Here is a 24,203-nt window from a genome sequence, read left to right as displayed (position 1 = left end):
TCATAAGCAAGAAATCGATTTGCTATATACTTGAGTTAAAGAAAGGAAACCTAATGAAAAAACAAAATGTATTTTCAGGCTATTTATTAATTGGAATTGGTTTGTATTTTTTATTAAGCAAACTAGAAATTCCAATCATCACAGATTTTTATTCTTGGCCTACTCTATTTATTATTATCGGTCTAGCTTTCCTTATACATTGCTACAAAACAAAAGATTATCAGAACCTGCTTAGTGGTACGATTATTCTGGGGCTTGGAATCCATTTTCATGGAATTAATCATTATTCATTCTGGATTGATCATTGGGGAATTTACTTACTAATTGTTGGTATTGCCTTCATTATACGCTTTCTTAAAACCAGGGATGGACTATTCACAGGTCTTGTTCTTGTTAGTGTCTCACTAATGATAGTATTTTCCGTAAATCTCCCATCCTATTTAAGTTGGTTTTATCAACTAGTTAAACTACTCGAGATGTTTTGGCCAGTTGTGTTAATTGCCTTAGGATTACTTTTGCTCAAACGAAAAAAGTAAACGTGCCAGATTCAGCACGTTTACTTTTTTTACAGAATTGAACTTAAAAATGCTTGTGTACGTTCTTCTTGTGGACTATCAAACAATTCTTTGGGATCTCCGCGTTCAACAATCTTTCCATCATGCATATAAATGACTCTATCGCCTACTTCACGAGCAAATCCCATTTCATGTGTCACGACCACCATCGTCATTCCTTCTTCAGCAAGCTGTTTCATAGTAGATAATACTTCTCCTACCAATTCAGGGTCAAGTGCCGATGTTGGTTCATCAAAAAGCATTACATCCGGTTTCATTGCTAAAGCACGTGCTATCGCAACTCTTTGTTTTTGGCCCCCAGACAATGTTGATGGATATACATCATATTTGTCAGCAAGACCAACCTTTTCCAATAGTTCCTTACCATCTCTAATTGCATCTTCTTTCTTGATACCCTTCACCTGGGTTGGTGCTTCAATTACGTTACCAAGCACGGTCTTATGTGGAAAAAGATTAAAATGTTGAAACACCATTCCAACACGTTCTCGAACCTTGTTCAGGTTATGTGTATTTTTTTCGATTTGTTCGCCCTCTATAGTTATAATTCCACTGTTTTTCATTTCCAAAAAGTTCAAACAACGAAGTAGAGTACTTTTTCCAGATCCACTAGCACCTATTAATACAACAACATCACTTTCTTTTACTGTCATATCAATGTCTTTAAGTACATGCAAATCGCCAAAAGATTTATTTAATTTTTCTACTTTTATCATTTCTTGTTTCTCACTCATACTAAACACCCCCTGTTAATCGCTTTTAGACAATTTTTTCTCAAGTTTATTAACTGCTAAAGTAAGTATTAGTACAATAAATAGGTAATAAACAGCTACAGTCAAATAATACGGTAGGTAATCAAAGTTATTGGAGCCAAGTGTACTAGCTACACCAAATAATTCCTGCATTCCAATGAAAGATACAAGCGAGGAGTCTTTTATACCTATAATGAATTGGTTACCAAGTGAGGGAACTGCACGGCGAAAAGCCTGTGGCAAAATAATTCTCCGCATTGTAAGTCCTTGTGTCATACCGAGTGTACGTCCTGCTTCGGTTTGCCCTTTATCAATAGATTGAATTGAACCACGAATAATTTCAGCGATATAAGCTCCACTATGAAAAGCAAGTCCTGCTGTCCCTGCCCAAAATGGAGATAAAAGTATAATTTCAGACAAACCATAATACAGAACGAATATTTGTACTATAAGTGGCGTACCGCGAACGATCCATATATATGCGTCAGCGATCCACTCTAAAATTTTTATATTTGAAATTTTAAATATGGCAAAAACTAAGCCGATACCAAACGCAATAACCAATGAGGCTGCTGATAATAGAAATGTAAGTTTGAGACCCTCAATAAAGACGTCTAAACTTCCGATAAACACATCAAAAAAGTGCGTTATTGCTGACAATTGTTTCACTCCTTAAAGGGACAAATGTGCGCTTAATAAGCGCACATTTGCTTCCTCATATCTTATTTTACTTCTTTAGGTTCGTCGGTAATGTCTACACCAATCCATTCTTTTGATAGTTCTGCAAGTTTTCCACTTTCTTTTAATTCCTGTAAAGCTTCGTTAATTGCTTTCAATAATTTATCGTTACCTTTTGCAACCGCAACAGCTTGTTTACTGACACCCAATTGTCCACGGCTTTCTATTTTCAAACCACTGTCAATTGCTGTTTGACCGGTAATCTTATCTGTAATTACTGCATCATGGTGACCCTTTGCAAGTGATTGCAGTGCAACAACATCACTGTCTACCTGTGGAATATCATCGGTATATTTTTTGGCAATATCTACATAAGTAGAGCCCCTTGAAACGGAAATTTCTTTACCTTCTAGATCGGCAGCTGACTCAATGTCACTGTCAGGTCGTGTATATATCACTGGACCTGAATAGTAGTAAGGATCTGAGAAGTTGACCTCCTTAAGACGTTTCTCATTTATTGTATGGCTTGCCACCGCTATATCATAACGACCAGATTTTACACCAGTTACAATGGCAGCAAATTTAGCTTTTTGCTGTACAGCTTCTAGACCAAGCTTTTCAGCAATTGCTTCAGCTACTGCAATGTCATAGCCAATCATTTCTCCATCTTTCATATAACTAAATGGCTTGAACTCTCCAGAAGCAGCAAAGTTAAGCTTTCCTTCTTCAATTAATTTAAATTCTTCACCTGAAGCATCACCTGATGTACTATCCCCAGTTGTTTCAGATCCTTCATCTGATCCACATGCTGCCAACAGCAAAGTTAGCAAAGTGAAAATTAATATAATAGTTAGTTTCTTAATGATCAACACATCCCCTTTTATATTTTAGCCCGCACAATAATATGTATAAATCTATATTCTTTTCAGAACTAATTTATATAATTATAACAAGTTAACAGAAAATATACTAATTGCATGCAATTCTATATTTTTGACTATTTGTACAAATTCACCACTGTAATGAAAATATCTCTTTGTACCTTACAAATATTAATAAATGCACCATAATACTCTAATAAACGAATGACACTGTCTTTTCTATTGATACTAAAAAAGCCTTGATGAAGGCTTCATCAAGGCTTTTTTAGCAGTGAAGTATACACAAGGCTTGGTGATAAGCCAGGTTCTCTACTAAGTAGTTTTATAGATATTGTCTAATTACACCCCAAGCTTCATCCTTGCCCTCACTTGTTTCAGCGGAGAATGGAATAACTAAGTCATCTTTGTCCATTTGGAGTGTTTCCCTAGTTCTTTTTAGGTGTTTAGCTTTTTTCCCTTTAGCAATTTTATCTAGCTTAGTTGCAATCACGATAACTCGTAGTTCAAAGTGTTTTAAAAATTGATACATGCTAATGTCATCAGCAGTCGGTTCATGACGGATGTCTGTTATAAGCATAACAGCTTTCAAAGTATCTCTAGTTTCAAAGTACTCTTCCATCATGACGCCCCATTTATCACGCTCTGATTTTGAGACTTTAGCATAGCCATAGCCAGGAACATCAACAAAGTAAAAAAACTGATTGATTTTATAAAAATTTAATGTCTGTGTTTTCCCTGGTTTAGATGATGTTCTTGCCAAATTTTTACGGTTAATTAATTTGTTAATAAAAGAAGATTTACCAACATTTGATCTGCCTGCCAAGGCAATCTCTGGCAAGCGATCATTTGGATATTGCTTTTGACTAACTGCACTAATAACAATCTCAGCGTTATTTACTTTCATTTGCTTCTCCCACCAATGCATGGTCTAATACTTGATCTAAATGGTTAACCTTAATGAATGTCAAATCATCACGTACACTTTTTGGAATATCATCAATATCTTTCGCATTTTCTTCAGGAATAATAATCGTCGTAATACCGGCTCTGTGAGCACTTAAAGATTTTTCCTTCAACCCACCTATTGGAAGGACACGCCCGCGTAACGTGATTTCTCCTGTCATCCCAACTTCTTTTTTAACAGCACGTCCTGTAAGCGCCGAAACTAGAGCGGTAGCCATTGTAATTCCTGCTGATGGACCATCTTTTGGAGTAGCCCCCTCAGGCACATGAATATGAATGTCAAAGGTTTCATGAAAATTTGGGTCTATATTCAATTCGGTTGCCCTGGATCGAATATAACTGAATGCTGCTTGAGCTGACTCCTTCATTACATCCCCAAGCTTACCGGTTAAGGTTAATTTACCTTTACCTGGATAATGGGAAACCTCAATAGAAAGAATATCACCCCCGGCAGCTGTATATGCTAATCCAGTTGCAGTTCCAATTTGATCCTCTTGTTCCATTTGACCATATCGATAAACCGCTTTCCCTAAAAGTTCTTCAATATTTTTTGTTGTTACGATAATCTTTTTCTTATCTTCAGATATTATTATTTTGGCTGCTTTACGACAAAGTCTTGCGAGTTGACGTTCTAAACTACGTACACCAGCTTCACGTGTATAAGTACGAATCAACATTAATAACGCTTCATCACGAAGTTGCAAATTACCCTTTTTCAAGCCATTTTCTTTTAGTTGTTTTGGTAACAAATGCTCTTTTGCTATATGAAGTTTCTCTACTTCTGTATATCCTGCTATCGAAATTAGTTCCATTCTATCTAATAGTGGACCAGGAATATTATTCACATAATTAGCAGTTGCAATAAACAAAACGTTCGACAAATCATAGGTTTCTTCAATAAAATGGTCGCTGAAGTTACTATTTTGCTCTGGGTCAAGAACCTCTAACATTGCTGACGAAGGATCCCCACGAAAATCATTGGACATCTTATCAATCTCATCTAAAAGAAATACAGGATTAACTGATTTTGCCTTTTTCATTCCTTGAATGATTCGGCCAGGCATAGCACCTATATAAGTTCGTCTATGACCCCTGATTTCAGCCTCGTCACGTACTCCACCAAGTGATACACGAACAAAGTTGCGATTTATTGCTCGAGCAACTGATTTTGCCAGGGAAGTTTTGCCTACGCCTGGAGGTCCAACAATACAAAGAATAGGTCCTTTTATAGAGTTGGTTAATTTCTGAACAGCAAGGTATTCCAGCACACGTTCTTTTACTTTTTCGAGTCCATAATGGTCCTCATCAAGTATTTTATGGGCACGCTCAATCTCAATTGTGTCTTGGGTTTCATTTGTCCAGGGTAAATTTGATAACCACTCAAGGTAATTTCGGATAACTGAACTCTCAGCAGAACTTTGTGGAACTTTTTCATAACGATCCAATTCCTTTAACGCAACTTCCAGGATTCGTTCGGGCATATCTGATTGTTCGATTTTCTCACGAATCTGATCGACCTCACCGGATTTACCTTCTCTATCACCAAGTTCTTTTTGAATGGCTTTTAACTGTTCACGTAAGTAATATTCTTTTTGGGTTTTCTCCATTGAATTCTTAACCCGCATTCCAATTTTCTTCTCCAAATCAAGTACTTTTTTCTCATTGGATATAAGTTTAATTAACCGTTGTATACGTTTCTTAACATTACTTATTTCTAAAAGTTCTTGTTTTTCTTTCAATTTAAGAGAAAGATGGGATGTTATTATGTCTGCAAGATTACTTGCCTGATCAATATCAGAAACTGTTGCTAATGTTTCCTGATTTATCTTTTTTGAGACCTTAATGTATTGTTCAAACTGATTTAATAATGAACGCATTAGTGCTTCTTCTTCATTCTTATCTCCATGTTCTTCTATCATTTCTTCAATTTCAACTAGAAATTGATCTTTTTCTTCTACAAACTGGATAATTTCAGCTCGATATAGCCCTTCTACCAATACTCTGTGTGTTCCGTTTGGTAACTTGAGCATTTGTTTCACCTTTGCTACTGTACCAACTCGAAATATATTTTCAGGGCTTGGGTCGTCCAGACTTACTTTTTTTTGAGCAGCTAAAAATATTGTCTGATCTTCCATCATTGCCTTTTCTAATGCTTGGATAGACTTCTCCCTACCAACATCTAAATGTATAACCATTGATGGGAAAACAAGTAACCCACGTAATGGAAGGAGGGAAAGCTGAAGTGTTTTATTTGTCATTATATGTACCTCCATGTATATATGAAATAGTTCAATTTTTTAATTTACTTTGTTGGCTTAAGGATAAAGTGTAATGAAAAATTTCCCATTTGTAAATATATACGGTTTTCGGTCGGGAAGTTTCGGATTACAGCTTTTTTAGTATTACCTACCAAGTGAGTCGTATGTATGAATGAAAGAGAAAAAGACTAACCATAAGAATAATTAGAACTTCTGCTCATGGTACGAAAGCAATAGTTGAGCTAATCATTCTTTCTAGTCAGTCTTTAACAGTTTATTACGTATTATGCACTATGCACTTTCCCTTGGTGACTTATTTTCATCCCTTACAGTACCATCCTTGAATATAAGTTTTGGACTACCATCCTCTAAAGTAACAGTTTCTTTTGTAATGATACATTTCTCAATATCATTACGAGAAGGTAGTTCAAACATTACTTCAAGCATCAAACCTTCAATTATGGAACGCAATCCACGTGCTCCAGTCTTACGCTTTATGGCATTTTTGGATATTTCGATTAATGCTTCTTCTTCAAACTCAAGCTCCACGTCATCCATTAGGAAAAGTTTTTCATATTGTTTCACTAATGCATTTTTAGGTTTTGTCAGAATTTCAACAAGTGCATCTTCATCTAATGGTTCTAGTGCTCCAATTACAGGTAATCTTCCAATGAATTCTGGAATTAACCCATAACGTAATAAATCTTCAGGTAGTACTTTTGAAAGTAGTTCACCTACATCTAAATCCTGCTGCTTATCACTAGCGCCGAACCCAATAATTTTCTTACCAAGTCTGCGTTTAATGATTTGATCGATTCCGTCAAAAGCTCCACCACAGATAAACAAAATGTTAGTGGTGTCAATTTGAATAAATTCCTGGTGTGGGTGCTTACGACCACCTTGAGGCGGTACACTTGCTACCGTACCTTCAAGAATTTTAAGTAATGCTTGTTGGACACCTTCACCGGAAACATCTCGTGTAATAGAAGGATTTTCGGATTTACGTGCAACCTTGTCGATCTCGTCAATGTAAATGATTCCTTTTTCTGCTTTCTCAACATCATAATCAGCTGACTGAATTAGTTTCAGAAGGATATTTTCTACATCTTCTCCAACATAACCAGCTTCCGTTAATGAGGTCGCATCAGCAATAGCAAAAGGTACATTTAAAATTCTTGCTAATGTTTGTGCGAGTAGTGTTTTACCACTACCTGTTGGTCCGAGCATTGCAATATTACTCTTGGACAATTCTACATCGTCATTATTTTTTGGTGAATTAATACGCTTATAATGATTGTATACCGCTACTGACAAGTTTTTCTTTGCTTTTTCTTGACCAATAACATAATCATCTAGAATTTCGCAGATTTCTTTAGGCTTTGGTACTTCTTTAAATTCGGTTTCTTCTTCCGTACCAAGTTCTTCTTCTACGATTTCCGTACAAAGATCTATACATTCATCACATATATATACACCTGGTCCGGCAACTAATTTACGAACCTGATCTTGACTTTTACCACAAAACGAACATTTTAATTGACCTTTTTCTTCATTAAATTTAAACATACTCTTCACCCCTAAAAGTCTAAATCTAGTCCTAATTTTTTCTGTTTTAGGATTCAACTTTCTTAGCCCATCATATCAGAACAAAATCAGAAAACAAAACAATATACTTTTCTATATTTATTTTTTAATTATGGAGAAATTATAATAAAAGTCAAATCATAACCGTTAGATTTGATTCTTTTACTCCTTTTTTTATTATCCCCAAATAGTGTACTAAATTATTATATGTAAGTATCCACTGGAAAGATTACAACTTGGAAAAGTGTTAGAAAACTTGACTTATCGCCAAGCCTTATGGCGATAGCCTAAGTTGCACTTATTCAAAAAGAAAGTTTTTATACTTTCTTTCTGCTAAAACAAGGCATGAAGTTATCATGCCTTGTTATATTTGCCTCATTTTGTTTTAAATAAACATGTTTGTAACTAATTAAACAACTTTACTTTCTTCAACTAAGAAATCAATAGCTCTTTTAAATTTAAGATCCTCTTTGATAGCATCTGTGTTCCCACCAAGCATTTGCTTGAGCTGATCAATGTCAGTTTGATACATTGAAGCCATGTTTTCAAGTTCGGCTGCAACATCATCTTCAGATACTTCTAGGTTTTCTGCCTCGTAAATGGCTTCTAACGTCAAATTAGTCTTAACACGTTTTTCTGCATCATCTTTCATTTGTTGTTTTAATGCATTTTCGTCTTGACCTGAGAATTGGAAATACATTTCCATTGTCATGCCTTGCATTTGCAAGCGTTGTTCAAATTCTTTGATCATGCGATCGAGTTCAGTGGTAACCATTGCTTCTGGAACATCAACTTCAGCGTTATCTGAAGCCTTTCCAATTAACGTTTCACGCTTTTGATTTTCTGCATCTTTTTTCTTTTGGTCTTCTAACTCTGTTCTTTTCTTAGCTTTCAATTCATCAAGCGTTTCAACTTCAGTATCTAAGTCTTTAGCAAATTCATCGTCAAGTTCCGGCAATTCCTTTGCTTTTATTTCATGAATCTTCACTTTAAAAATAGCTGCTTTACCTGCTAGGTCTTCAGCATGATATTCTTCAGGGAAAGTAATATCAATTTCTAGCTCTTCTCCTGCATCTTTTCCAACCAACTGTTCTTCAAAACCAGGAATGAATTGACCAGAGCCAATTTCTAGCGAATGGTTTTCACCTTTTCCACCTTCAAACGCTTCTCCGTCTAAAAATCCTTCAAAATCCATTACTACTGTATCACCTTGCTCAACTTTTCCTTCTTCTTTAACGATTAATTCAGCATGCTGTTCACGCTGGCCATCGATTGCTTGTTGTACGTCTTCATCGGTTACTTCTACTGTTTCTTCCTCTACTTCTAACCCTTTGTATTCTCCAAGTTTCACTTCCGGTTTAACTGTTACTTTAGCAGTGAATACAAGGTTCTTCCCTTGTTCAATTTCTTCTATGTCTACTTCAGGTTGCTCAACCGGTTCAATACCCGTTTCCTCTACAGCGTTTGTATATGCTGTTGGTAATACAATGTCAACCGCATCCTGATATAACGACTCTACACCAAAACGATTTTCAAAAATTTTGCGTGGTACTTTTCCTTTACGGAATCCAGGTATCTGGATTGTTTTGACCACTTTTTTAAACGCTTGGTCTATTGCTTTGTCAAATTCCTCAGAACTAACTTCAATTGTTAGTAATCCTTCATTTCCTTCTTGTTTTTCCCATTTTGCTGTCATATAATTCCCTCCAAAATCTATTGTTTCCTTTAAATTTTTACTCAATTATCCAGTATTTGATTCAAATTTACAACCACATCATTATAACATAATTATTAAGTCTTTCAAGAATTACAAACTTAACCCAATCAGTCTTCAATAATGCTTAAATACAGTGATTCACACAACTTGATTTCATTTTGGTATCGTAACACAACTGCCTCGAGCTCAGAATCTGATTGATACTGCCTCCCCATGTACGATTCACCTATATTTGTTAATGCTTTCGCTATTTCATTAACATGTTCACTTGAAGGAAGTATTGGATATCTCACATATATATAACGATATAACAAAGCTTCCATTAATTGGTATAGCGTCGGGTTCTTCAATTCAATTTTATTGATCAGCAACAAAATTTGTTTGTACATACTATGAGAGGTAATATCTGAAACTACATTAGGCGTTACCTGAAACTGCATGTCCAGCTTATTCACCTGGACTGATTCGTTATACTCGCTGTCTTTAAGCCACAGGAAAATAGCTGTCTTCGTTACGGGGTGAACTAAATTCTCTGTTAAAAGCTTATTGATCATTGTTTTAACTGGGTTGGCTTTAATTCTACGTAAATTTTCAACTGATCTCCACTGTTTCACATGATTCTCATCTTTTACTGCCTGTAATAAATCACTTATGTATTCTTTTTGTCTTTCAACAATAACTTCATTACGCATTTTTTCACTCATGTTATACAGTTGCTGAAATTGTTGTCTCATTTCAAGTGGCACAGTATCAGTGTCTAGTTCAATTTCCACTTGTTCCATAAGCCTATGGTACTGACTTGTTTGAAATAAAATGGTTAAATATATATGTAGATAATGATAATAGTTTTCATTCTTTACTTCTAGTAGTTGTTCACATAGCTCCTGTGCGTCTTCATATCTATCTAACTCCATAAGACATATAAGCTTTCCAATCACAATCTCGTGACTGTCCACCTCATAACTAATCAGTTTATCGAGTTTATGTAAAGCCTCTTCATATCTTTTTTCTTTTAACGCGACTAGACTATCTTCTTCTAATGTCTTTTTCCATTTCGGAAACAGAATGACCTTCTCATTTCCCACTAATTGTCACCTCCTTTAGCTTTATTCTAATACAAAACATATAATAAATACACCTTCCCGTTTTCTCCACAAAATAAACATTTCAATTGCTTAAAGGAATAAATTGCTCTGGTCAGGTTGTTTAACGTGTAGAGCAACAGCTACAACTATACTAGTATCACTGTGATATCAACTAAAAAACTAGTGCAAAAAAGAAGGAACCTATAATGATGCATAGGTTCCTTCTTAAAGCATGATGTCCCAGGCAGGATTCGAACCTGCGACCCACAGCTTAGAAGGCTGTTGCTCTATCCAACTGAGCTACTGGGACATAATTTATAAGTAAATATGTATGGAGCGGGTGAAGGGAATCGAACCCTCATCATCAGCTTGGAAGGCTGAGGTTTTACCACTAAACTACACCCGCGTAGTTACTGTCTTAGATTTTTAGCGGACAAGAATTATTATAGGCAATAGCACTTGTTTTGTCAAGACTTTTATCACAGAATTAACAAAGGCAGCTCATTAACTCAACAATAATTAATAAGCTGACCATCTAAAACAATGAAGTAAAATATGTTAACTGTTCAACTAAGCTTCCTTCAACAGTGTAAAATTTAATACTAACTTCATCAGCATTTTCCCATTCCATAATTGCATACGTTTTTTCTTGTATTCCTTTTGGTAAGCGAATGCTACCTGGATTCACAAAGAGTTGACCACCTACCTTTTCAGCCCCAGCGATGTGTGTGTGACCGAAACCAATAACAGTTGCATTTAATTCTTCAGCACGATAAGACAGTTTCGATAAACCTGACTTCACCTGATGTAAGTGTCCGTGGGTAATAAAAAAATTAAGATTTCCAATTGAAATTGTTTGTTCGTCTGGTAAACGACTATCAAAATCACAATTTCCTCTTACCCTGACGAAACCATTTAATTGCTCTGCATCTAGCTCTAATTCCGAATCACCACAATGTATCATCAAATCGACGCTTTCACGGCTCTTTATTAGATTAATTTCCTTTGTTAATCCGTGACTATCACTCATAAATAAAACTTTCGTCATGGTGTTCACTCCCTGCTACAAGCTTTTTAGCCAACTATCGAGCTGTACAATTGCTTTTTTTCGATGACTAATTTTATTTTTCTCCAAAGGCGTAAACTCCGCAAGTGTTTTATTAGAATTTTCGGGTATAAATATTGGGTCATATCCAAATCCATTGTCACCACTGGAACTAGTTGAAATGGATCCCTCACAGATCCCTTTGTAGTAAGTTGTCTCTACATGCGGTGCTGCTACTGCAAGAATACAAACAAATCGAGCTGTTCTTTTTTTTGCTGGTACTCCTTTAAGTTCAGCTAATACTTTTTCGATGTTAGTTTGGTCATTTTTAGGTTCCCCAGCATATCTTGCTGAATAGATTCCAGGTGAACCGTGTAGCGCATCAATAACCAGCCCTGAATCATCTGCAACAACGGGTAATTTTAGAAATGATGAGATATCTTCGGCCTTTAATGCTGCATTTTCCTCGAAGGTGGCACCTGTTTCCTCAATGTCTGGTAGATTTTTAGAAAGGTCCCATAAAGAGAGCGCACGAATCCCATAAGGTGCAAAAAACTCTGCAAATTCCCTTGCCTTGCCTTTATTCTTAGTTGCTACTATGACCTCTTTCACTATTTTTCACCTGATGAACGTTTTGTCTCTCCAACTCTGTCAGCGAGTTCACCCAAAACTTCTTTTTGATCTTCAATTATTTCCTTAAGACCTTTTGTAGCGAGCTTAAGCATGTTTTGTAATTGGTCGTAGGAAAAAGTAGATTCTTCCCCAGTACCTTGTATTTCGACAAATTCCATTGAGCCAGTCATTACAATGTTCATATCCACTTGCGCCTTGGAATCTTCCAGATAGTTTAAATCCAGAATTTCACTGCCGCCTTCTAATACACCTACTGACGTTGCTGCCAAGAAATCAGTTACTGGCATTTTGTTAATCGTTTTAGCGTCCAGTAATTTGCCGAAAGCAAGAACGACCGCTACAAAAGCCCCTGTTATAGACGCAGTTCGGGTCCCCCCGTCAGCCTGAATTACATCACAGTCAACCCAAACGGTTCTTTCACCAATTTTATCCAGATCAACAACAGATCGTAAGGCGCGTCCAATTAAGCGTTGAATTTCCATTGTACGTCCACTTACTTTTCCTTTTGATGATTCTCGAATATTTCGTTTATCCGTTGCTCTTGGTAGCATTGAATATTCAGCAGTTATCCAGCCCTTACCCTGCCCCCGCAAAAATGGAGGTACCTTATCTTCTATACTTGCGTTACAAATAACTTTTGTGTCTCCTACATGAATCAATACTGATCCTTCTGGGTGTTTAATAAAATCTGTATTCATACTTATAGTACGTAATTCATCTGATTTTCGATTGTCATTTCTCAAGTTCATACGCCTCCTTAATTGCAAAATTAATGGTAACATATAAATTAAAAAGATACATGTAAATACTATCTAATTTAATCCGCACAAACAAAAAAGGCTGATGAACAGCCTCTTGTTTACAGCTTTTCAGCTGGTGTAATCATTTTCTTTGTAACTGGTTCAGTGTAAGCTTTTCCACTTTCGTTAAAAATTTGTTCAACCTGATTTACTCTTACGTCTACTGCTTTTACTTCTTTATTCTCTGTTAAAGTTCTCACCAATGTTTCTATAATATCATCAGCAATCACTGCATTCTCTTCGTCTAACAATATTTCGTTGTTGAAAACTAATTCAAGTACACCGTCATCTAACTTAGGCTCTTCTACTAATGATGTAGATGAATTAAACACATCTATCAGATTTGTATTATATTGTGGCCCTTCAATCATAGCACTCACAATCGATTCGTAATCACTTACACCTTCCATATCCACGTATTGTGTCACTGGAACATAATAGTTTATGTCATTGTGTGCGGTTGGATAATATAATGTAACTGGTGTAGTTGCTAAGTAGTCTGTCGTATCAGTTTGGATCATATTTATGCCGTTTGCTCTAGAATATCCATCAGATACAGGCGTACCACTTACAGGCATATTATTAACAGGATACCCATTAATCCATAACTTGATCTTATCTACATTGTCAAATTGTGTCATTGTATATGTCATTGCCTGCAATATTTCTAGTTCCTCTTCCGCTTTGTATTCTTTAAAGTCATTGGATACATCTACAATCATCGTTCCGTCTTCCGTTATGTCTACACCTAAAACTTCTGTGCCAGCTGGTAAAACGGCTCTAAAACCGTTTGGTAGCAGTTGTGTTACTGGCCCATCTTTCACTAAATAATCCAGTGCTTGTTCTGCAACTTCGTTTGTAACAGGAAGCTCGAGTGTTTGTGGTACGACCATTCCATTTGAATCAATAAGAAACAATTGTCTTTCGACTGTTTCTTCTGTTTCTTCTTCGGTTTGCCCTTTTGTATCCATAGAGTCTTTGTTCTCTGTGCTATTTACCTCTGCAGCATCCTGTGGTGGGTCTATTAAGGATTGCTCTCCTTGTAGACACCCAGTCAATATTACGGAAATACTCATTATACCCGTTATTAAAAAAACTCCGCGCATCCGCATGTCATTACCTCCTACGATGGTTTGTACTACTATATATACGAGCCCATCATAGAATTAGACCAAACCTGTCAATAATTTTTCCGACAAATTGCTCACATAAACACACATATATCTAAAATAGACTCTGAAAAACAGAGCCTATTCATTAATGGTGACGTGTTCAATTACTACAGAGTCAGAATTTTGCTCCGAACTCTTAAATACCCGATTTGTTATGCTACTGAATTTATCCAAATCTCCAGTAGTAAAAAAAATGTGATACGGAACCCTATCTTCCTTGTTCATAATTTCATGGTACTCTAAAATCGCACTAGTATCACGAGCAGTTTCTTCACTCGATGATATGATAGAAACATGTTCCCCAATTACTTCCTGGATGGTATCCCTGATTAGTGGATAGTGTGTACACCCCAGGATTAATGTATCAATATGATTATTTTTCATTGGTTCCAACGTTTCAGAAACGATTTGCAATGTTGTTTCACCATGCAATATTCCTTTTTCTACCATTGGAACAAATAAAGGGCAGGCAACAGCGTTTATATGAATCTCTGAATTTATATTTAATAGCGCATTTGGATAAGCATTACTTCGAATGGTGCCCTCTGTACCAATGACACCAATATGCATATTTTTTGTGGCATTTATTGCTGCACGTGCTCCTGGGTTAATGACACCAATGACTGGAATATCTAATTCATCCTGTAACTCACTTAACGTAAACGCAGTTGCAGTATTACATGCAACTACCAATATCTTTATTTTTTTCTCCAGCAAAAAGTTAACCATTTGCCACGTATATTTTTTAATTTCATATTCAGATCTAGGACCATAAGGACATCTTAACGTATCTCCTACATATAAGAGCCTTTCTTTAGGTAATTGTCGCATTAGCTCGTGTGCAACAGTTAAACCACCAACACCCGAATCAATGACACCAATTGCTTTATCCAACGATAATCGCCTCTTCTAAGTTGTTATTTTTCACTAACTATTTTCATTTGTTCATGTAGAAATGCTAACAGTTTATTCAACGTATCAGCTTCATCCTCTGAAAAATTAACTAACACTTCACCTAAATATTCCTGCCGTTTTTTAATCACTTCATGGATAATTGTATTTCCTTTTTCTAACACATGTATTCTTACAACACGACGGTCATTTAAATCACGGACACGTTCAACCAATTCATTTTTTTCCATACGATCAACTAAATCAGTAGTAGTACTAAAAGCTAAACTAATCTTATTCGATAACTCACCAATTGTTAAATCGCCTTCTTCAAGTAGCCATTGCAGGGCTACAAACTGAGGTGAAGTAATAGGATAATTGTTAAGTATTTTACGCCCGTTTTGCTTGATAACTCCAGCTATATATCGCAATCTTTTTTCAGCATCAATAATTGCATCAGTTGTTACACCATTCTCCAAGTGAGTTACCTCCCATAATATTTCGTCAACCTGACTATATTTTAACATAATGGCCTTAGTTATACTTGTATTTCGCCCTCATCATGTTTCTGTAAAATCTCCGTATTAATGAGTAAGTACACTATTTTTTAAATATGGTTTAAATTGTGTGCACTGATTACATTAGGATTCATAAGCTATATTGACTAAATAATTTCCCTTCGTTACACAGCTTTATGTCAGCAAGGAGGGGTTAACATTTGAAGGACAACGACTACAAACCAAAGCAATTATTAACGAAACGGGAGAAAGAAGTTTTCGAATTACTCGTTCAAGATAAAACAACGAAAGAAATTGCCCAGGAATTGTTTATTTCTGAAAAAACTGTCCGAAATCACATATCAAATGCTATGCAAAAATTAGGAGTCAAAGGGCGTTCGCAAGCTGTGCTAGAGCTTATTCGTATGGGAGAACTAAAGCTCTAAAAAAAACCGACTATCCTCAATGGTAGTCGGTTTTTTATTTAACATTGCTTATGATAAATTTTGTTTTACATGATCATCAAGTGGGACTGGCTTACCGGTTTTTGGATTAATATAAACTAATCTACCTCTTCCAGTGACGCAAATTCTATTATCCTGATTTATCCCCATGTAATGGACATCCATAGAGGTGTTACCGACAGTATTCACTTTGACATAAACATCTAGTTTATCGTTAAAAAATAGTTGATGAAGATAGTCGCATTGAAGATCAGCAGCCACTGGCACTGCGTTATCGCTGTTCATCTCAAATAAACCAATCGATTTTAAAAACTCTATTCGTGCTTCCTCGAAATAAATAAATGGTGAGACATTGTTAACATGTCCGAACATATCCGTTTCAGAAAACCGGATTTTGATTGGTACTGAAAAGGAAAATGATTCTCTCCATTTTTCGATATCCTCAATATAGGCAATTGATTTCAACTTTTTACTCCCTTTCAATTAAAAAGTGACCCTACCAAAATAAAATGGGTAGAGTCACCTTGCATTTCAATTAATTACTGTGATTAATATGCGTTATCACTACCAAAGAAGTTTTTGAATGCTTGAATATTAGTCGCTCTATTCATTGCACCGATAGATGTTGTTAATGGAATTCCTTTAGGACATACCTCAACACAATTTTGTGCGTTACCACATCCTGAAATTCCTCCATCTTCCATTAGCCCTTCTAAACGGTCACTTGCATTTTTTTCCCCAGTTGGATGTGCATTGAACAAGCGAGCCTGTGAAAGTGCTGCTGGTCCAATAAAGTCAGATTTATCATTAACGTTAGGACAAGCTTCTAAACAAACTCCACATGTCATACACTTGGATAACTCATACGCCCATTGACGTTTTTTTTCTGGCATGCGTGGTCCAGGCCCTAATTCGTAAGTTCCATCAATTGGAATCCAAGCTTTAATTTGTTTTAATGCATCAAACATTTGCTCACGATCAATAATCAAGTCACGTATAACCGGGAAAGTTGACATTGGCTCGATGCGAACTGGTTGTTCTAATTGATCAACTAGAGCCGAACAAGATTGTCGAGCTGTTCCGTTTATAACCATGGAACACGCACCACAAACCTCTTCTAAACAGTTCATATCCCAGTACACTGGCGTTGTTTGTTCCCCATTTGCATTAACAGGATTTTGCCGTATTTCCATTAACCCAGAAATAACATTCATGTTTTTTCGATAAGGAACATTAAATGTCTCCTCATAAGGTGCGGAGTCTGGGCTGTCTTGCCGAGTTATAATAAATTTAACTGTTTTTTGCTCAGCCATTTTTCTTTCTCCCCTTAAATCAGTGTTTTTTAGAATAATCTCGTAATCTCGGTTCAATTAAAGAAGTATCTACTGCCTCGTAAGTAATTACCGGCATGTTTTGTTCTGCATCAAAAGTTGCTATGGTTGTCTTTAAGAAATCCGCATCATTACGGTCGGGAAATGCTGGTTTATAATGAGCACCACGACTTTCATCACGGTTTAAAGCTCCCAGTGTAATAACCTGTGCTAAGTGCAGCATATTCTTCAATTGACGAGCAAACATAACACCTTGGTTGCTCCAGCGGGAAGTATCATTAATATTGATATTTTCCCAACGTTCTTGAAGTTCTTTTATCTTTTCAATTGTTTGTTTTAGTTTTTCATTATCGCGAACAACTGTAACGTTGTCTGTCATTATGTCCCCAAGTTCTTTATGAATCATATAAGCATTTTCTTCACCATTCATATTGATAAGCTTTTCAAACTTGTCTTGTTCCTCTTGTTGTTTTTTATCAAAGAGCTCTGATGACATGTCCTGTACGTGGGTATCTAATTCTTCAATGTATTTAATAGCATTTGGTCCTGCAACAGCCCCGCCATAAATAGCTGACAGTAATGAATTAGCACCTAAGCGATTTCCTCCGTGCTGTGAATAATCACATTCCCCACATGCAAAAATACCTGGGATACTAGTCATCTGATCATAATCAACCCATAATCCACCCATTGAATAGTGAACAGCAGGGAAAATTTTCATTGGAACCTTACGTGGATCTTCACCAACAAATTTTTCATAAATTTCAATAATCCCACCTAGCTTAACATCAAGCTCTTTTGGATCTTTATGCGAAAGGTCAAGATAGACCATATTTTCTCCATTTATACCTAGCTTTTGATTAACACAAACATCAAAAATTTCACGGGTTGCAATATCACGGGTTACGAGATTTCCGTAAGCAGGATATTTCTCCTCCAAGAAGTACCATGGCTCACCATCTTTATAAGTCCATATACGACCACCTTCACCACGTGCTGACTCACTCATTAGTCGTAGTTTATCATCACCTGGGATTGCTGTAGGGTGGATTTGAATAAATTCACCATTAGCATATTTTGCACCTTGCTGATAAAGCATACTTGCAGCTGACCCAGTATTAATCATTGAGTTTGTTGATTTTCCAAAGATAATCCCAGGGCCTCCTGTAGCCATAATTGTTGCATCAGATGGAAATGACTTTATTTCATGGGTTTTGATGTCCTGTCCGAGTATTCCTTTACCAACGCCATCGTCGTCGACAATTGCTCCAAGGTATTCCCAACCTTCATACTTTGTAACTAGTCCTTCTACTTCATACCTACGAACCTGTTCGTCCAGTGCATATAATAATTGTTGCCCTGTTGTTGCTCCTGCGTATGCTGTACGGTGAACCGATGTTCCTCCAAAGCGTCTGAAGTCAAGCAGTCCTTCTGGTGTACGGTTAAACATAACTCCCATGCGATCTAACAAGTTTATAATTCCTGGTGCTGCGTCACACATTGCTTTAACTGGTGGTTGATTTGCTAGAAAGTCACCACCATAGACTGTGTCGTCAAAGTGTTTCCAAGGTGAATCACCTTCACCTTTTGTATTTACCGCACCGTTTATACCGCCCTGGGCACACACAGAGTGAGAACGTTTCACAGGAACGATAGAAAATAAGTCAACATTGACTCCTGCTTCGGCTGCTTTAATTGTTGCCATAAGCCCAGCAAGTCCACCGCCTACAACAACGACTTTTTGGTTACTCATTATTTACTCACTCCTTCTTTTCTTAGAACTTGTTCCTTAATTTTAAGTAAATGCGATTAAAGCGCTCACACCTACATAACTTAACGCTAAAAAGATAATCAATGTTGCATATGTAGCGATTTGTTGAGATCTTGGTGATTGAGTAATACCCCATGATACCAAGAAACTCCATAGTCCATTAGAGAAGTGGAAAGTTGTTGAAATCACTCCTATAATATAGAACCAGAACATTGCAGGGCTTGCTAAAATATTTTCCATTAAAGAAAAATTAGCTTCGGCATTTCCCATTCCAATTTGTACACGTGTTTCCCAAACATGCCATACAATAAAAATCAGTGTAATGATTCCTGTTATACGTTGTACGTAGAACATCCAGTTACGGAAAAATCCGTATCTTTTAGCATTATTTTTCGCAACAAATACAATATACACACCTAAAATAGCATGAAATAGAATTGGTAGGTAAATTACAAATGTTTCTAACACTAATTTAAATGGTAAACTTTCCAATACATGCGCTGCCTGGTTAAAACTTTCTCTTCCATAAACGGCATAATGATTCACCACCAAATGTTGAATCAAGAAAACCCCTATCGGTATTACCCCGAGTAATGAGTGTAATCTGCGATAGTTAAACTGCTTACGTCCTGACATGTGTTACCCCCCTTAGTAATAAAGTTATGTGGTTCACAAATTCTTAGAGGATGTTCGACAAAGTTACTAATGACTAAAGTGAATCTTTTAAGGATCATGATTAAAAGCTCTATTTCCTAAGTAAACTTTTAAATCTCACCCAACCCGGCTTCCCTTTGTCAGGAACTTAGACTTCTCGAACACACACTATTACTATTAAATCACATCAGATTTAATTATACCCTAACATTTCCCGTTAATGTACAATTTGTGACATATTTATTGTACTTCTATCTAAGATAAGCGTCAAGAAAAGGAAACAGTTATTTTTCAAAGCCCTTTCTGTTTTATTTTTAAAAATATTGGATGTTCACTTGCACATATGGCGAATTATATAGATAATAAAACTAGTAAACTATACTTCTTATTTTTTCTGTTGACAGCAAAAGAAAGGATGACATAAATGATCAAAAACGAACAAACATATTCTGCTTCTGAACTTGAGGAGCTGTATACATCAGGAGCTGGCTATGATGTTTTACGCTATATTAGCCTACCTGAACTACTTGGTCACGAATCTAGTACACTACTCTATTTTATGGGTAGAAACCTAGCTAGAAAACTATCATTCGAAACTATAGAAGATTTGTCTTCATTATTTGACAAATTAGGATGGGGAAAGTTGGAGTTAATTAAAGACAAGCGTAAAGAATTAACTTTTAGTCTAATGTCGGACGCAGTAGTAAATCGACTGAACGCTTCATTTGATACGGATTTTCGTCTTGAGGCAGGTTTCCTTGCCGAGGCTATTCAGCAACTTAAGGAAACGGAAGCAGAGTGCACGGAGGAAATAAATAGGAAGATCATGCAAGTAGAATTTTCTGTACTGATAACCAATTAGATTGAAGGCCCACACATTCAAAATGTGTGGGCCTGTTCTTTCTCCATCAATTTCAGTCTTTTGTTAAGTGATCTAGAATAAGCTCAGCTGTGTTTCTTGGTATACCAAGCTTTGTTATATCCAGAACGGATTTGTTTTTAATCTCATCAATAGATTTAAAATGAGTTAAAAGCAGACGGCGTCTCTTTTCTCCAACACCAGGAATTTTATCTAATTCAGATTGAAATAGATTTTTGCCGCGTAATTGGCGGTGAAATGTTATAGCAAAACGATGGACTTCATCTTGTATTCGTTGGACTAGGTAGAATTCCTGTGACTTCCTTGACAAGTCAATAATTGTTGGTGGGCTCCCATAGAGCAGCTCACTCGTTTTATGTTTATCGTCCTTTGCTAAACCACATAAAGGTATATCCAAACCTAATTCATTCTCCAATACATCCAACGCTGCACTGATTTGCCCCTTAGATCCATCGACCATAATAAGATCAGGAAGCGGCAACTTTTCTTTTAAAACTCTTGTGTACCTCCGCCTTATGACCTCACGCATAGTCTCATAGTCATCTGGACCCTTAACATCTCTAATCTTGTACTTTCGGTATTCTTTTTTATTGGGTCTACCGTCAATAAAAACAACCATAGCTGAAACCGGGTCCGTCCCTTGAATGTTTGAGTTATCGAACGTTTCGATCCTGTGGGGAGTTTCGATATTTAATTTCTCTCCTAAATTTTCTACTGCTTTAATCGTACGTTCTTCATCAATTTCTATAATTGAAAACTTTTCTGCCAGTGCGATTTTTGCATTCTTCATAGAAAGCTTTACAAGTTCCTTTTTTTGTCCTCTAATAGGTATGGTAACATCAATTTCAAGTAATTCTTTTAAAAGATCAGAATCAGTACCGATTGGCAACAATACTTGCTTCGGCTTTGGATGATGTTGATGCAAATAAAATCTCCCAATGTAACTGATGAATGTTTCCTCTGGATCATCAAAAAATGGAAAAATAGCAACATCACGTTCAATCAGTTTTCCTTGCCTGACAAAAAATACCTGGACACACATCCAGCCTTTGTCGTAGCTATATCCGAAAATATCCCTGTTGATTTGATCTTTTAGCGTCATTTTTTGCTGTTCCATCACCGCTTCAATATGTTGAATTTGATCCCTTAACTCTTTTGCACGCTCAAAGTCCAAATCTTCACTTGCCTGTAACATCTTTACTTTAATATCCTTTTTAATTTCTTTATGACCACCATTCAAAAATGAAGCAATACTCTGTACAATGGAACGGTTTGTCTCTTCAGAAACAGGGTAGACACATGGTGCTAAACATTGTTTCATGTGGTAGTACAAACATACTCTGTCAGGCATTTTATCACATTTTCTTAATGGATATAGCCTATCCAGTAGTTTCTTTGTTTCGCGGGCAGCAATGACATTAGGATAGGGCCCAAAATACTTCCCTTTATCTTTCTTTACTTTCCGGACAACTAATAACCGTGGGTGTCGTTCAGAGGTTATCTTTAAGTACGGGTATGATTTATCATCCTTTAATAACACGTTATATTTCGGATCATATTTTTTTATTAAATTCATTTCCAGTATAAGTGCTTCAATTTCAGAGGAAGTAACAATGTATTCAAAATCCTGAATCTCTGATACTAACCGCTGTGTCTTCTGGTCATTTGCACCAGCAAAATATGATTTTACTCTATTTTTTAATACCTTTGATTTGCCTACATAAATAATTGTATTATGCTTGTCTTTCATTAAATAGCATCCGGGTTGAACGGGGAGAACAGCTAGTTTTTCTTTAATTGTTTGGTTCATGACTTTTTCATCCCTTATTTAGAAAAGCGTAAGCGTTCATTTATTACCGAACAAATTTTTTGGGTGCAATCAGTTAACCTGAGGACAAAGAACTTAATCTGCAAACAGAATTTATTGTATCCGGATTGACAACGAACGCTTTGGCTAAACGGCTATATTTTATATTTAAAAGTAATCCCCTGTTACAATAAGCAACAAGGGATTCACATACTAAATTATAACAATGCTTACCATAGTTAGAAAGAACTACTTTTATCCATGTTTATTGATTAATTCTACTAAAGCTTCCTTTGGTTGGAAACCAATTACCTGGTCAACTACTTCGCCATTTTTAAAAAGCAATAATGTTGGAATACTCATAACACCATACTTACCAGCTGTTTCTTGGTTTTCGTCAACATCCAACTTCACGATTTGAACCTTTTCTTCCATTTCTCCATCTATTTCTTCTAAAACTGGAGCAATCATCTTACAAGGTCCACACCATGGTGCCCAAAAATCAGCCAATACTAATCCTTCAGCAGTTTCTTTTGAAAAGCTTTGATCTGATACATTTACAATTGCCATTTTTATTCCTCCTCAGTGAACATGAATCTAAATAAATTATATCATCGTTAGTTTTACCACGCTAATAACTTGCTTGCTTATATAAGATATTACCCGTTAAGAGCAACTAGTAATCATTAGAAAATGCAGTAAGAAAAGTTTTTGCACGCACAATAAAGGGCATAATCGGGTTTATCCAATTATGCCCTTTTGGAGAAAACAAACAATTAATTTTTTTGTAAGCTTTTAATTTCTTCAATAAGCATTGGAACAACTTCAAACAGATCTCCCACAATGCCATAATCTGCTACATTAAATATGTTTGCTTCAGGGTCCTTATTGATTGCTACAATCACTTTGGAATTGGACATACCCGCTAAGTGTTGGATTGCCCCAGATATCCCACATGCAATATACAGATCCGGTGTAACAACCTTACCGGTTTGTCCGATTTGCAATGAATAATCACAGTACTCTGCGTCACAAGCACCACGAGAAGCACCCACTGCACCACCTAGTACATCCGCAAGCTCTTGTAATGGTTTAAATCCTTCTTCGCTTTTTACTCCTCTTCCACCAGCAATAATTACTTTTGCTTCTGAAAGATCCACACCTTCAGTTGCTTTTCTAATGACTTCTCTTATAACAGTACGGATGTTAGCTACATCAATTTCTTTAGATACAATATCACCAGTACGGGATTCATCACGTTCCAAAGCAGCAATGTTGTTTGGACGAATGGTAGCAAATGTCACGCCACTCGTAATTACTTTTTTCTCAAATGCCTTACCAGAATATATTGGTCTAGTAAATATTACATTTCCGTCTTTCAATTCTATATCAGTAGCATCAGAAATTAAGCCAGTTTCCATTTTACTTGCAATTTTCGGTGTTAAATCTTTTCCAATAGCAGTATGTCCCATTATAATAGCTTTTGGTGACTCTTCTGAAACAATTGCCATAACTGCCTGACCATATCCTTCAGATGTATATGATTTTAGATTGTCATGCTTCACTGTAATAACACGATCTGCCCCAAAGTAAACCATTTCCTGGGCTTGTTCCTGCAGATCTTCGTTTCCTAGTACGACACCAACAATTTCGCCTTCAGCATTTATCTTCTTAGCTGCTGCAATAGCTTCAAATGTTACATTACGTAATGCTTCATCTCTTGATTCACCAATAACCAATAGTTTTTCGCTCATGTCAATTCTCCCTT

At 36.3% G+C, this 24,203-nt stretch carries 24 protein-coding genes and 2 tRNA genes; 3 read left to right on the top strand and 23 right to left on the bottom strand.

What is annotated here, in order from left to right:
• Nucleotides 1-53 precede the first annotated feature (53 nt).
• On the top strand, nt 54-536 hold the full coding sequence (locus ACOI1D_RS00400) for a LiaI-LiaF-like domain-containing protein (RefSeq protein ID WP_422498293.1): 483 nt from the start codon (nt 54-56) through the stop codon (nt 534-536).
• A gap of 29 nt (nt 537-565) precedes the next feature.
• Here ACOI1D_RS00400 and ACOI1D_RS00395 read toward each other — a convergent pair whose 3' ends face one another.
• The 16 genes from ACOI1D_RS00395 to ACOI1D_RS00320 all read right to left on the bottom strand — a co-directional run bounded on the left by ACOI1D_RS00395 (nt 566) and on the right by ACOI1D_RS00320 (nt 15,510).
• Nucleotides 566-1,306: an amino acid ABC transporter ATP-binding protein gene (locus tag ACOI1D_RS00395; RefSeq protein WP_422498292.1), complete on the bottom strand. Its 741-nt coding sequence runs from the start codon at nt 1,304-1,306 to the stop codon at nt 566-568.
• Between the two features lie 15 nt (nt 1,307-1,321).
• Nucleotides 1,322-1,984, bottom strand: coding sequence for an amino acid ABC transporter permease (locus tag ACOI1D_RS00390; RefSeq protein WP_422498291.1), 663 nt, complete (start codon nt 1,982-1,984; stop codon nt 1,322-1,324).
• A 62-nt stretch (nt 1,985-2,046) separates the two neighbouring features.
• Nucleotides 2,047-2,865, bottom strand: a complete 819-nt coding sequence (locus tag ACOI1D_RS00385) for a transporter substrate-binding domain-containing protein (RefSeq protein WP_422498429.1) — start codon at nt 2,863-2,865, stop codon at nt 2,047-2,049.
• 340 nt (nt 2,866-3,205) lie between these two features.
• On the bottom strand, nt 3,206-3,787 hold the full coding sequence (gene yihA, locus ACOI1D_RS00380; protein ID WP_422498290.1) for a ribosome biogenesis GTP-binding protein YihA/YsxC: 582 nt from the start codon (nt 3,785-3,787) through the stop codon (nt 3,206-3,208).
• Entirely contained in the window at nt 3,774-6,104 is a 2,331-nt protein-coding gene (gene lon / locus ACOI1D_RS00375; protein WP_422498289.1) for an endopeptidase La, read from the bottom strand. Before lon ends, yihA begins: the two co-directional genes overlap by 14 nt.
• 291 nt (nt 6,105-6,395) lie before the next feature.
• Complete coding sequence (clpX, locus tag ACOI1D_RS00370) at nt 6,396-7,670, bottom strand: ATP-dependent protease ATP-binding subunit ClpX (RefSeq protein ID WP_422498288.1); 1,275 nt, start codon at nt 7,668-7,670, stop codon at nt 6,396-6,398.
• A 427-nt stretch (nt 7,671-8,097) separates the two neighbouring features.
• The gene (gene tig, locus ACOI1D_RS00365; protein ID WP_422498287.1) at nt 8,098-9,384 is read right to left on the bottom strand and encodes a trigger factor; all 1,287 of its coding nucleotides are present in this window, start codon (nt 9,382-9,384) and stop codon (nt 8,098-8,100) included.
• 128 nt (nt 9,385-9,512) lie between these two features.
• Nucleotides 9,513-10,490, bottom strand: a complete 978-nt coding sequence (locus ACOI1D_RS00360; protein ID WP_422498286.1) for a DUF3196 family protein — start codon at nt 10,488-10,490, stop codon at nt 9,513-9,515.
• Nucleotides 10,491-10,726: 236 nt separating this feature from the next.
• Nucleotides 10,727-10,800, bottom strand: a tRNA-Arg gene (locus ACOI1D_RS00355).
• Between the two features lie 22 nt (nt 10,801-10,822).
• Nucleotides 10,823-10,896 (bottom strand) — tRNA-Gly (locus tag ACOI1D_RS00350).
• Nucleotides 10,897-11,025: 129 nt separating this feature from the next.
• Complete coding sequence (locus tag ACOI1D_RS00345; RefSeq protein ID WP_422498285.1) at nt 11,026-11,538, bottom strand: metallophosphoesterase; 513 nt, start codon at nt 11,536-11,538, stop codon at nt 11,026-11,028.
• 15 nt (nt 11,539-11,553) lie between these two features.
• Nucleotides 11,554-12,147: an XTP/dITP diphosphatase gene (locus ACOI1D_RS00340; protein ID WP_422498284.1), complete on the bottom strand. Its 594-nt coding sequence runs from the start codon at nt 12,145-12,147 to the stop codon at nt 11,554-11,556.
• Nucleotides 12,147-12,911 (bottom strand): ribonuclease PH, encoded by a 765-nt coding sequence (gene rph, locus ACOI1D_RS00335; protein ID WP_422498283.1) that lies wholly within the window; start codon nt 12,909-12,911, stop codon nt 12,147-12,149. The genes ACOI1D_RS00340 and rph overlap by 1 nt, the downstream gene beginning before the upstream one ends.
• Before the next feature lie 116 nt (nt 12,912-13,027).
• Nucleotides 13,028-14,080: a GerMN domain-containing protein gene (locus tag ACOI1D_RS00330; RefSeq protein WP_422498282.1), complete on the bottom strand. Its 1,053-nt coding sequence runs from the start codon at nt 14,078-14,080 to the stop codon at nt 13,028-13,030.
• A gap of 138 nt (nt 14,081-14,218) precedes the next feature.
• Complete coding sequence (racE, locus tag ACOI1D_RS00325; protein WP_422498281.1) at nt 14,219-15,034, bottom strand: glutamate racemase; 816 nt, start codon at nt 15,032-15,034, stop codon at nt 14,219-14,221.
• Nucleotides 15,035-15,057: 23 nt separating this feature from the next.
• Complete coding sequence (locus tag ACOI1D_RS00320) at nt 15,058-15,510, bottom strand: MarR family winged helix-turn-helix transcriptional regulator (RefSeq protein WP_422498280.1); 453 nt, start codon at nt 15,508-15,510, stop codon at nt 15,058-15,060.
• Between the two features lie 239 nt (nt 15,511-15,749).
• Between ACOI1D_RS00320 and ACOI1D_RS00315 the strand changes: the two genes are divergently transcribed.
• Nucleotides 15,750-15,974 (top strand): helix-turn-helix domain-containing protein, encoded by a 225-nt coding sequence (locus ACOI1D_RS00315; protein ID WP_089531918.1) that lies wholly within the window; start codon nt 15,750-15,752, stop codon nt 15,972-15,974.
• Between the two features lie 48 nt (nt 15,975-16,022).
• Here the strand turns inward: ACOI1D_RS00315 and ACOI1D_RS00310 are convergent, their stop codons facing one another.
• From ACOI1D_RS00310 to ACOI1D_RS00295, 4 genes are all read right to left on the bottom strand, one after another.
• The gene (locus ACOI1D_RS00310; RefSeq protein ID WP_422498279.1) at nt 16,023-16,457 is read right to left on the bottom strand and encodes an acyl-CoA thioesterase; all 435 of its coding nucleotides are present in this window, start codon (nt 16,455-16,457) and stop codon (nt 16,023-16,025) included.
• 83 nt (nt 16,458-16,540) lie between these two features.
• Nucleotides 16,541-17,305, bottom strand: a complete 765-nt coding sequence (sdhB, locus tag ACOI1D_RS00305; RefSeq protein WP_422498278.1) for a succinate dehydrogenase iron-sulfur subunit — start codon at nt 17,303-17,305, stop codon at nt 16,541-16,543.
• A gap of 19 nt (nt 17,306-17,324) precedes the next feature.
• Nucleotides 17,325-19,076 (bottom strand): succinate dehydrogenase flavoprotein subunit, encoded by a 1,752-nt coding sequence (sdhA, locus tag ACOI1D_RS00300; RefSeq protein ID WP_422498277.1) that lies wholly within the window; start codon nt 19,074-19,076, stop codon nt 17,325-17,327.
• Between the two features lie 42 nt (nt 19,077-19,118).
• A complete protein-coding gene (locus tag ACOI1D_RS00295; protein WP_422498276.1) occupies nt 19,119-19,730 on the bottom strand; it encodes a succinate dehydrogenase cytochrome b558 subunit in 612 nt (203 codons plus the stop codon).
• Nucleotides 19,731-20,172: 442 nt separating this feature from the next.
• Between ACOI1D_RS00295 and ACOI1D_RS00290 the strand changes: the two genes are divergently transcribed.
• Nucleotides 20,173-20,610 (top strand): YslB family protein, encoded by a 438-nt coding sequence (locus ACOI1D_RS00290; protein WP_422498275.1) that lies wholly within the window; start codon nt 20,173-20,175, stop codon nt 20,608-20,610.
• A 52-nt stretch (nt 20,611-20,662) separates the two neighbouring features.
• Here ACOI1D_RS00290 and uvrC read toward each other — a convergent pair whose 3' ends face one another.
• From uvrC to ACOI1D_RS00275, 3 genes are all read right to left on the bottom strand, one after another.
• A complete protein-coding gene (gene uvrC, locus ACOI1D_RS00285) occupies nt 20,663-22,438 on the bottom strand; it encodes an excinuclease ABC subunit UvrC (RefSeq protein WP_422498274.1) in 1,776 nt (591 codons plus the stop codon).
• Between the two features lie 252 nt (nt 22,439-22,690).
• Nucleotides 22,691-23,005: a thioredoxin gene (trxA, locus tag ACOI1D_RS00280; RefSeq protein ID WP_422498273.1), complete on the bottom strand. Its 315-nt coding sequence runs from the start codon at nt 23,003-23,005 to the stop codon at nt 22,691-22,693.
• A 206-nt stretch (nt 23,006-23,211) separates the two neighbouring features.
• A complete protein-coding gene (locus tag ACOI1D_RS00275; protein WP_422498272.1) occupies nt 23,212-24,189 on the bottom strand; it encodes an electron transfer flavoprotein subunit alpha/FixB family protein in 978 nt (325 codons plus the stop codon).
• Nucleotides 24,190-24,203: the final 14 nt, after the last annotated feature.

Origin of the sequence: Virgibacillus sp. DJP39, from assembly GCF_049310925.1 — a bacterium.
Classification (GTDB): domain Bacteria; phylum Bacillota; class Bacilli; order Bacillales; family Amphibacillaceae; genus Virgibacillus_F.
The sequence above is the reverse complement of the archived record's forward strand: the minus strand, read 5'-3'. Positions and strand labels throughout refer to the sequence as shown.

Bases quoted from the DNA above. Each gene is read 5' to 3' on its own strand.
- ACOI1D_RS00400 (WP_422498293.1), top strand. From the start codon at position 54: ATGAAAAAACAAAATGTATTTTCAGGCTATTTATTAATTGGAATTGGT.
- ACOI1D_RS00395 (WP_422498292.1), bottom strand. From the start codon at position 1,306: ATGAGTGAGAAACAAGAAATGATAAAAGTAGAAAAATTAAATAAATCT.
- yihA (WP_422498290.1), bottom strand. From the start codon at position 3,787: ATGAAAGTAAATAACGCTGAGATTGTTATTAGTGCAGTTAGTCAAAAG.
- lon (WP_422498289.1), bottom strand. From the start codon at position 6,104: ATGACAAATAAAACACTTCAGCTTTCCCTCCTTCCATTACGTGGGTTA.
- clpX (WP_422498288.1), bottom strand. From the start codon at position 7,670: ATGTTTAAATTTAATGAAGAAAAAGGTCAATTAAAATGTTCGTTTTGT.
- tig (WP_422498287.1), bottom strand. From the start codon at position 9,384: ATGACAGCAAAATGGGAAAAACAAGAAGGAAATGAAGGATTACTAACA.
- ACOI1D_RS00345 (WP_422498285.1), bottom strand. From the start codon at position 11,538: ATGACGAAAGTTTTATTTATGAGTGATAGTCACGGATTAACAAAGGAA.
- ACOI1D_RS00330 (WP_422498282.1), bottom strand. From the start codon at position 14,080: ATGCGGATGCGCGGAGTTTTTTTAATAACGGGTATAATGAGTATTTCC.
- sdhB (WP_422498278.1), bottom strand. From the start codon at position 17,305: ATGGCTGAGCAAAAAACAGTTAAATTTATTATAACTCGGCAAGACAGC.
- sdhA (WP_422498277.1), bottom strand. From the start codon at position 19,076: ATGAGTAACCAAAAAGTCGTTGTTGTAGGCGGTGGACTTGCTGGGCTT.
- ACOI1D_RS00295 (WP_422498276.1), bottom strand. From the start codon at position 19,730: ATGTCAGGACGTAAGCAGTTTAACTATCGCAGATTACACTCATTACTC.
- ACOI1D_RS00290 (WP_422498275.1), top strand. From the start codon at position 20,173: ATGATCAAAAACGAACAAACATATTCTGCTTCTGAACTTGAGGAGCTG.
- uvrC (WP_422498274.1), bottom strand. From the start codon at position 22,438: ATGAACCAAACAATTAAAGAAAAACTAGCTGTTCTCCCCGTTCAACCC.
- trxA (WP_422498273.1), bottom strand. From the start codon at position 23,005: ATGGCAATTGTAAATGTATCAGATCAAAGCTTTTCAAAAGAAACTGCT.
- ACOI1D_RS00275 (WP_422498272.1), bottom strand. From the start codon at position 24,189: ATGAGCGAAAAACTATTGGTTATTGGTGAATCAAGAGATGAAGCATTA.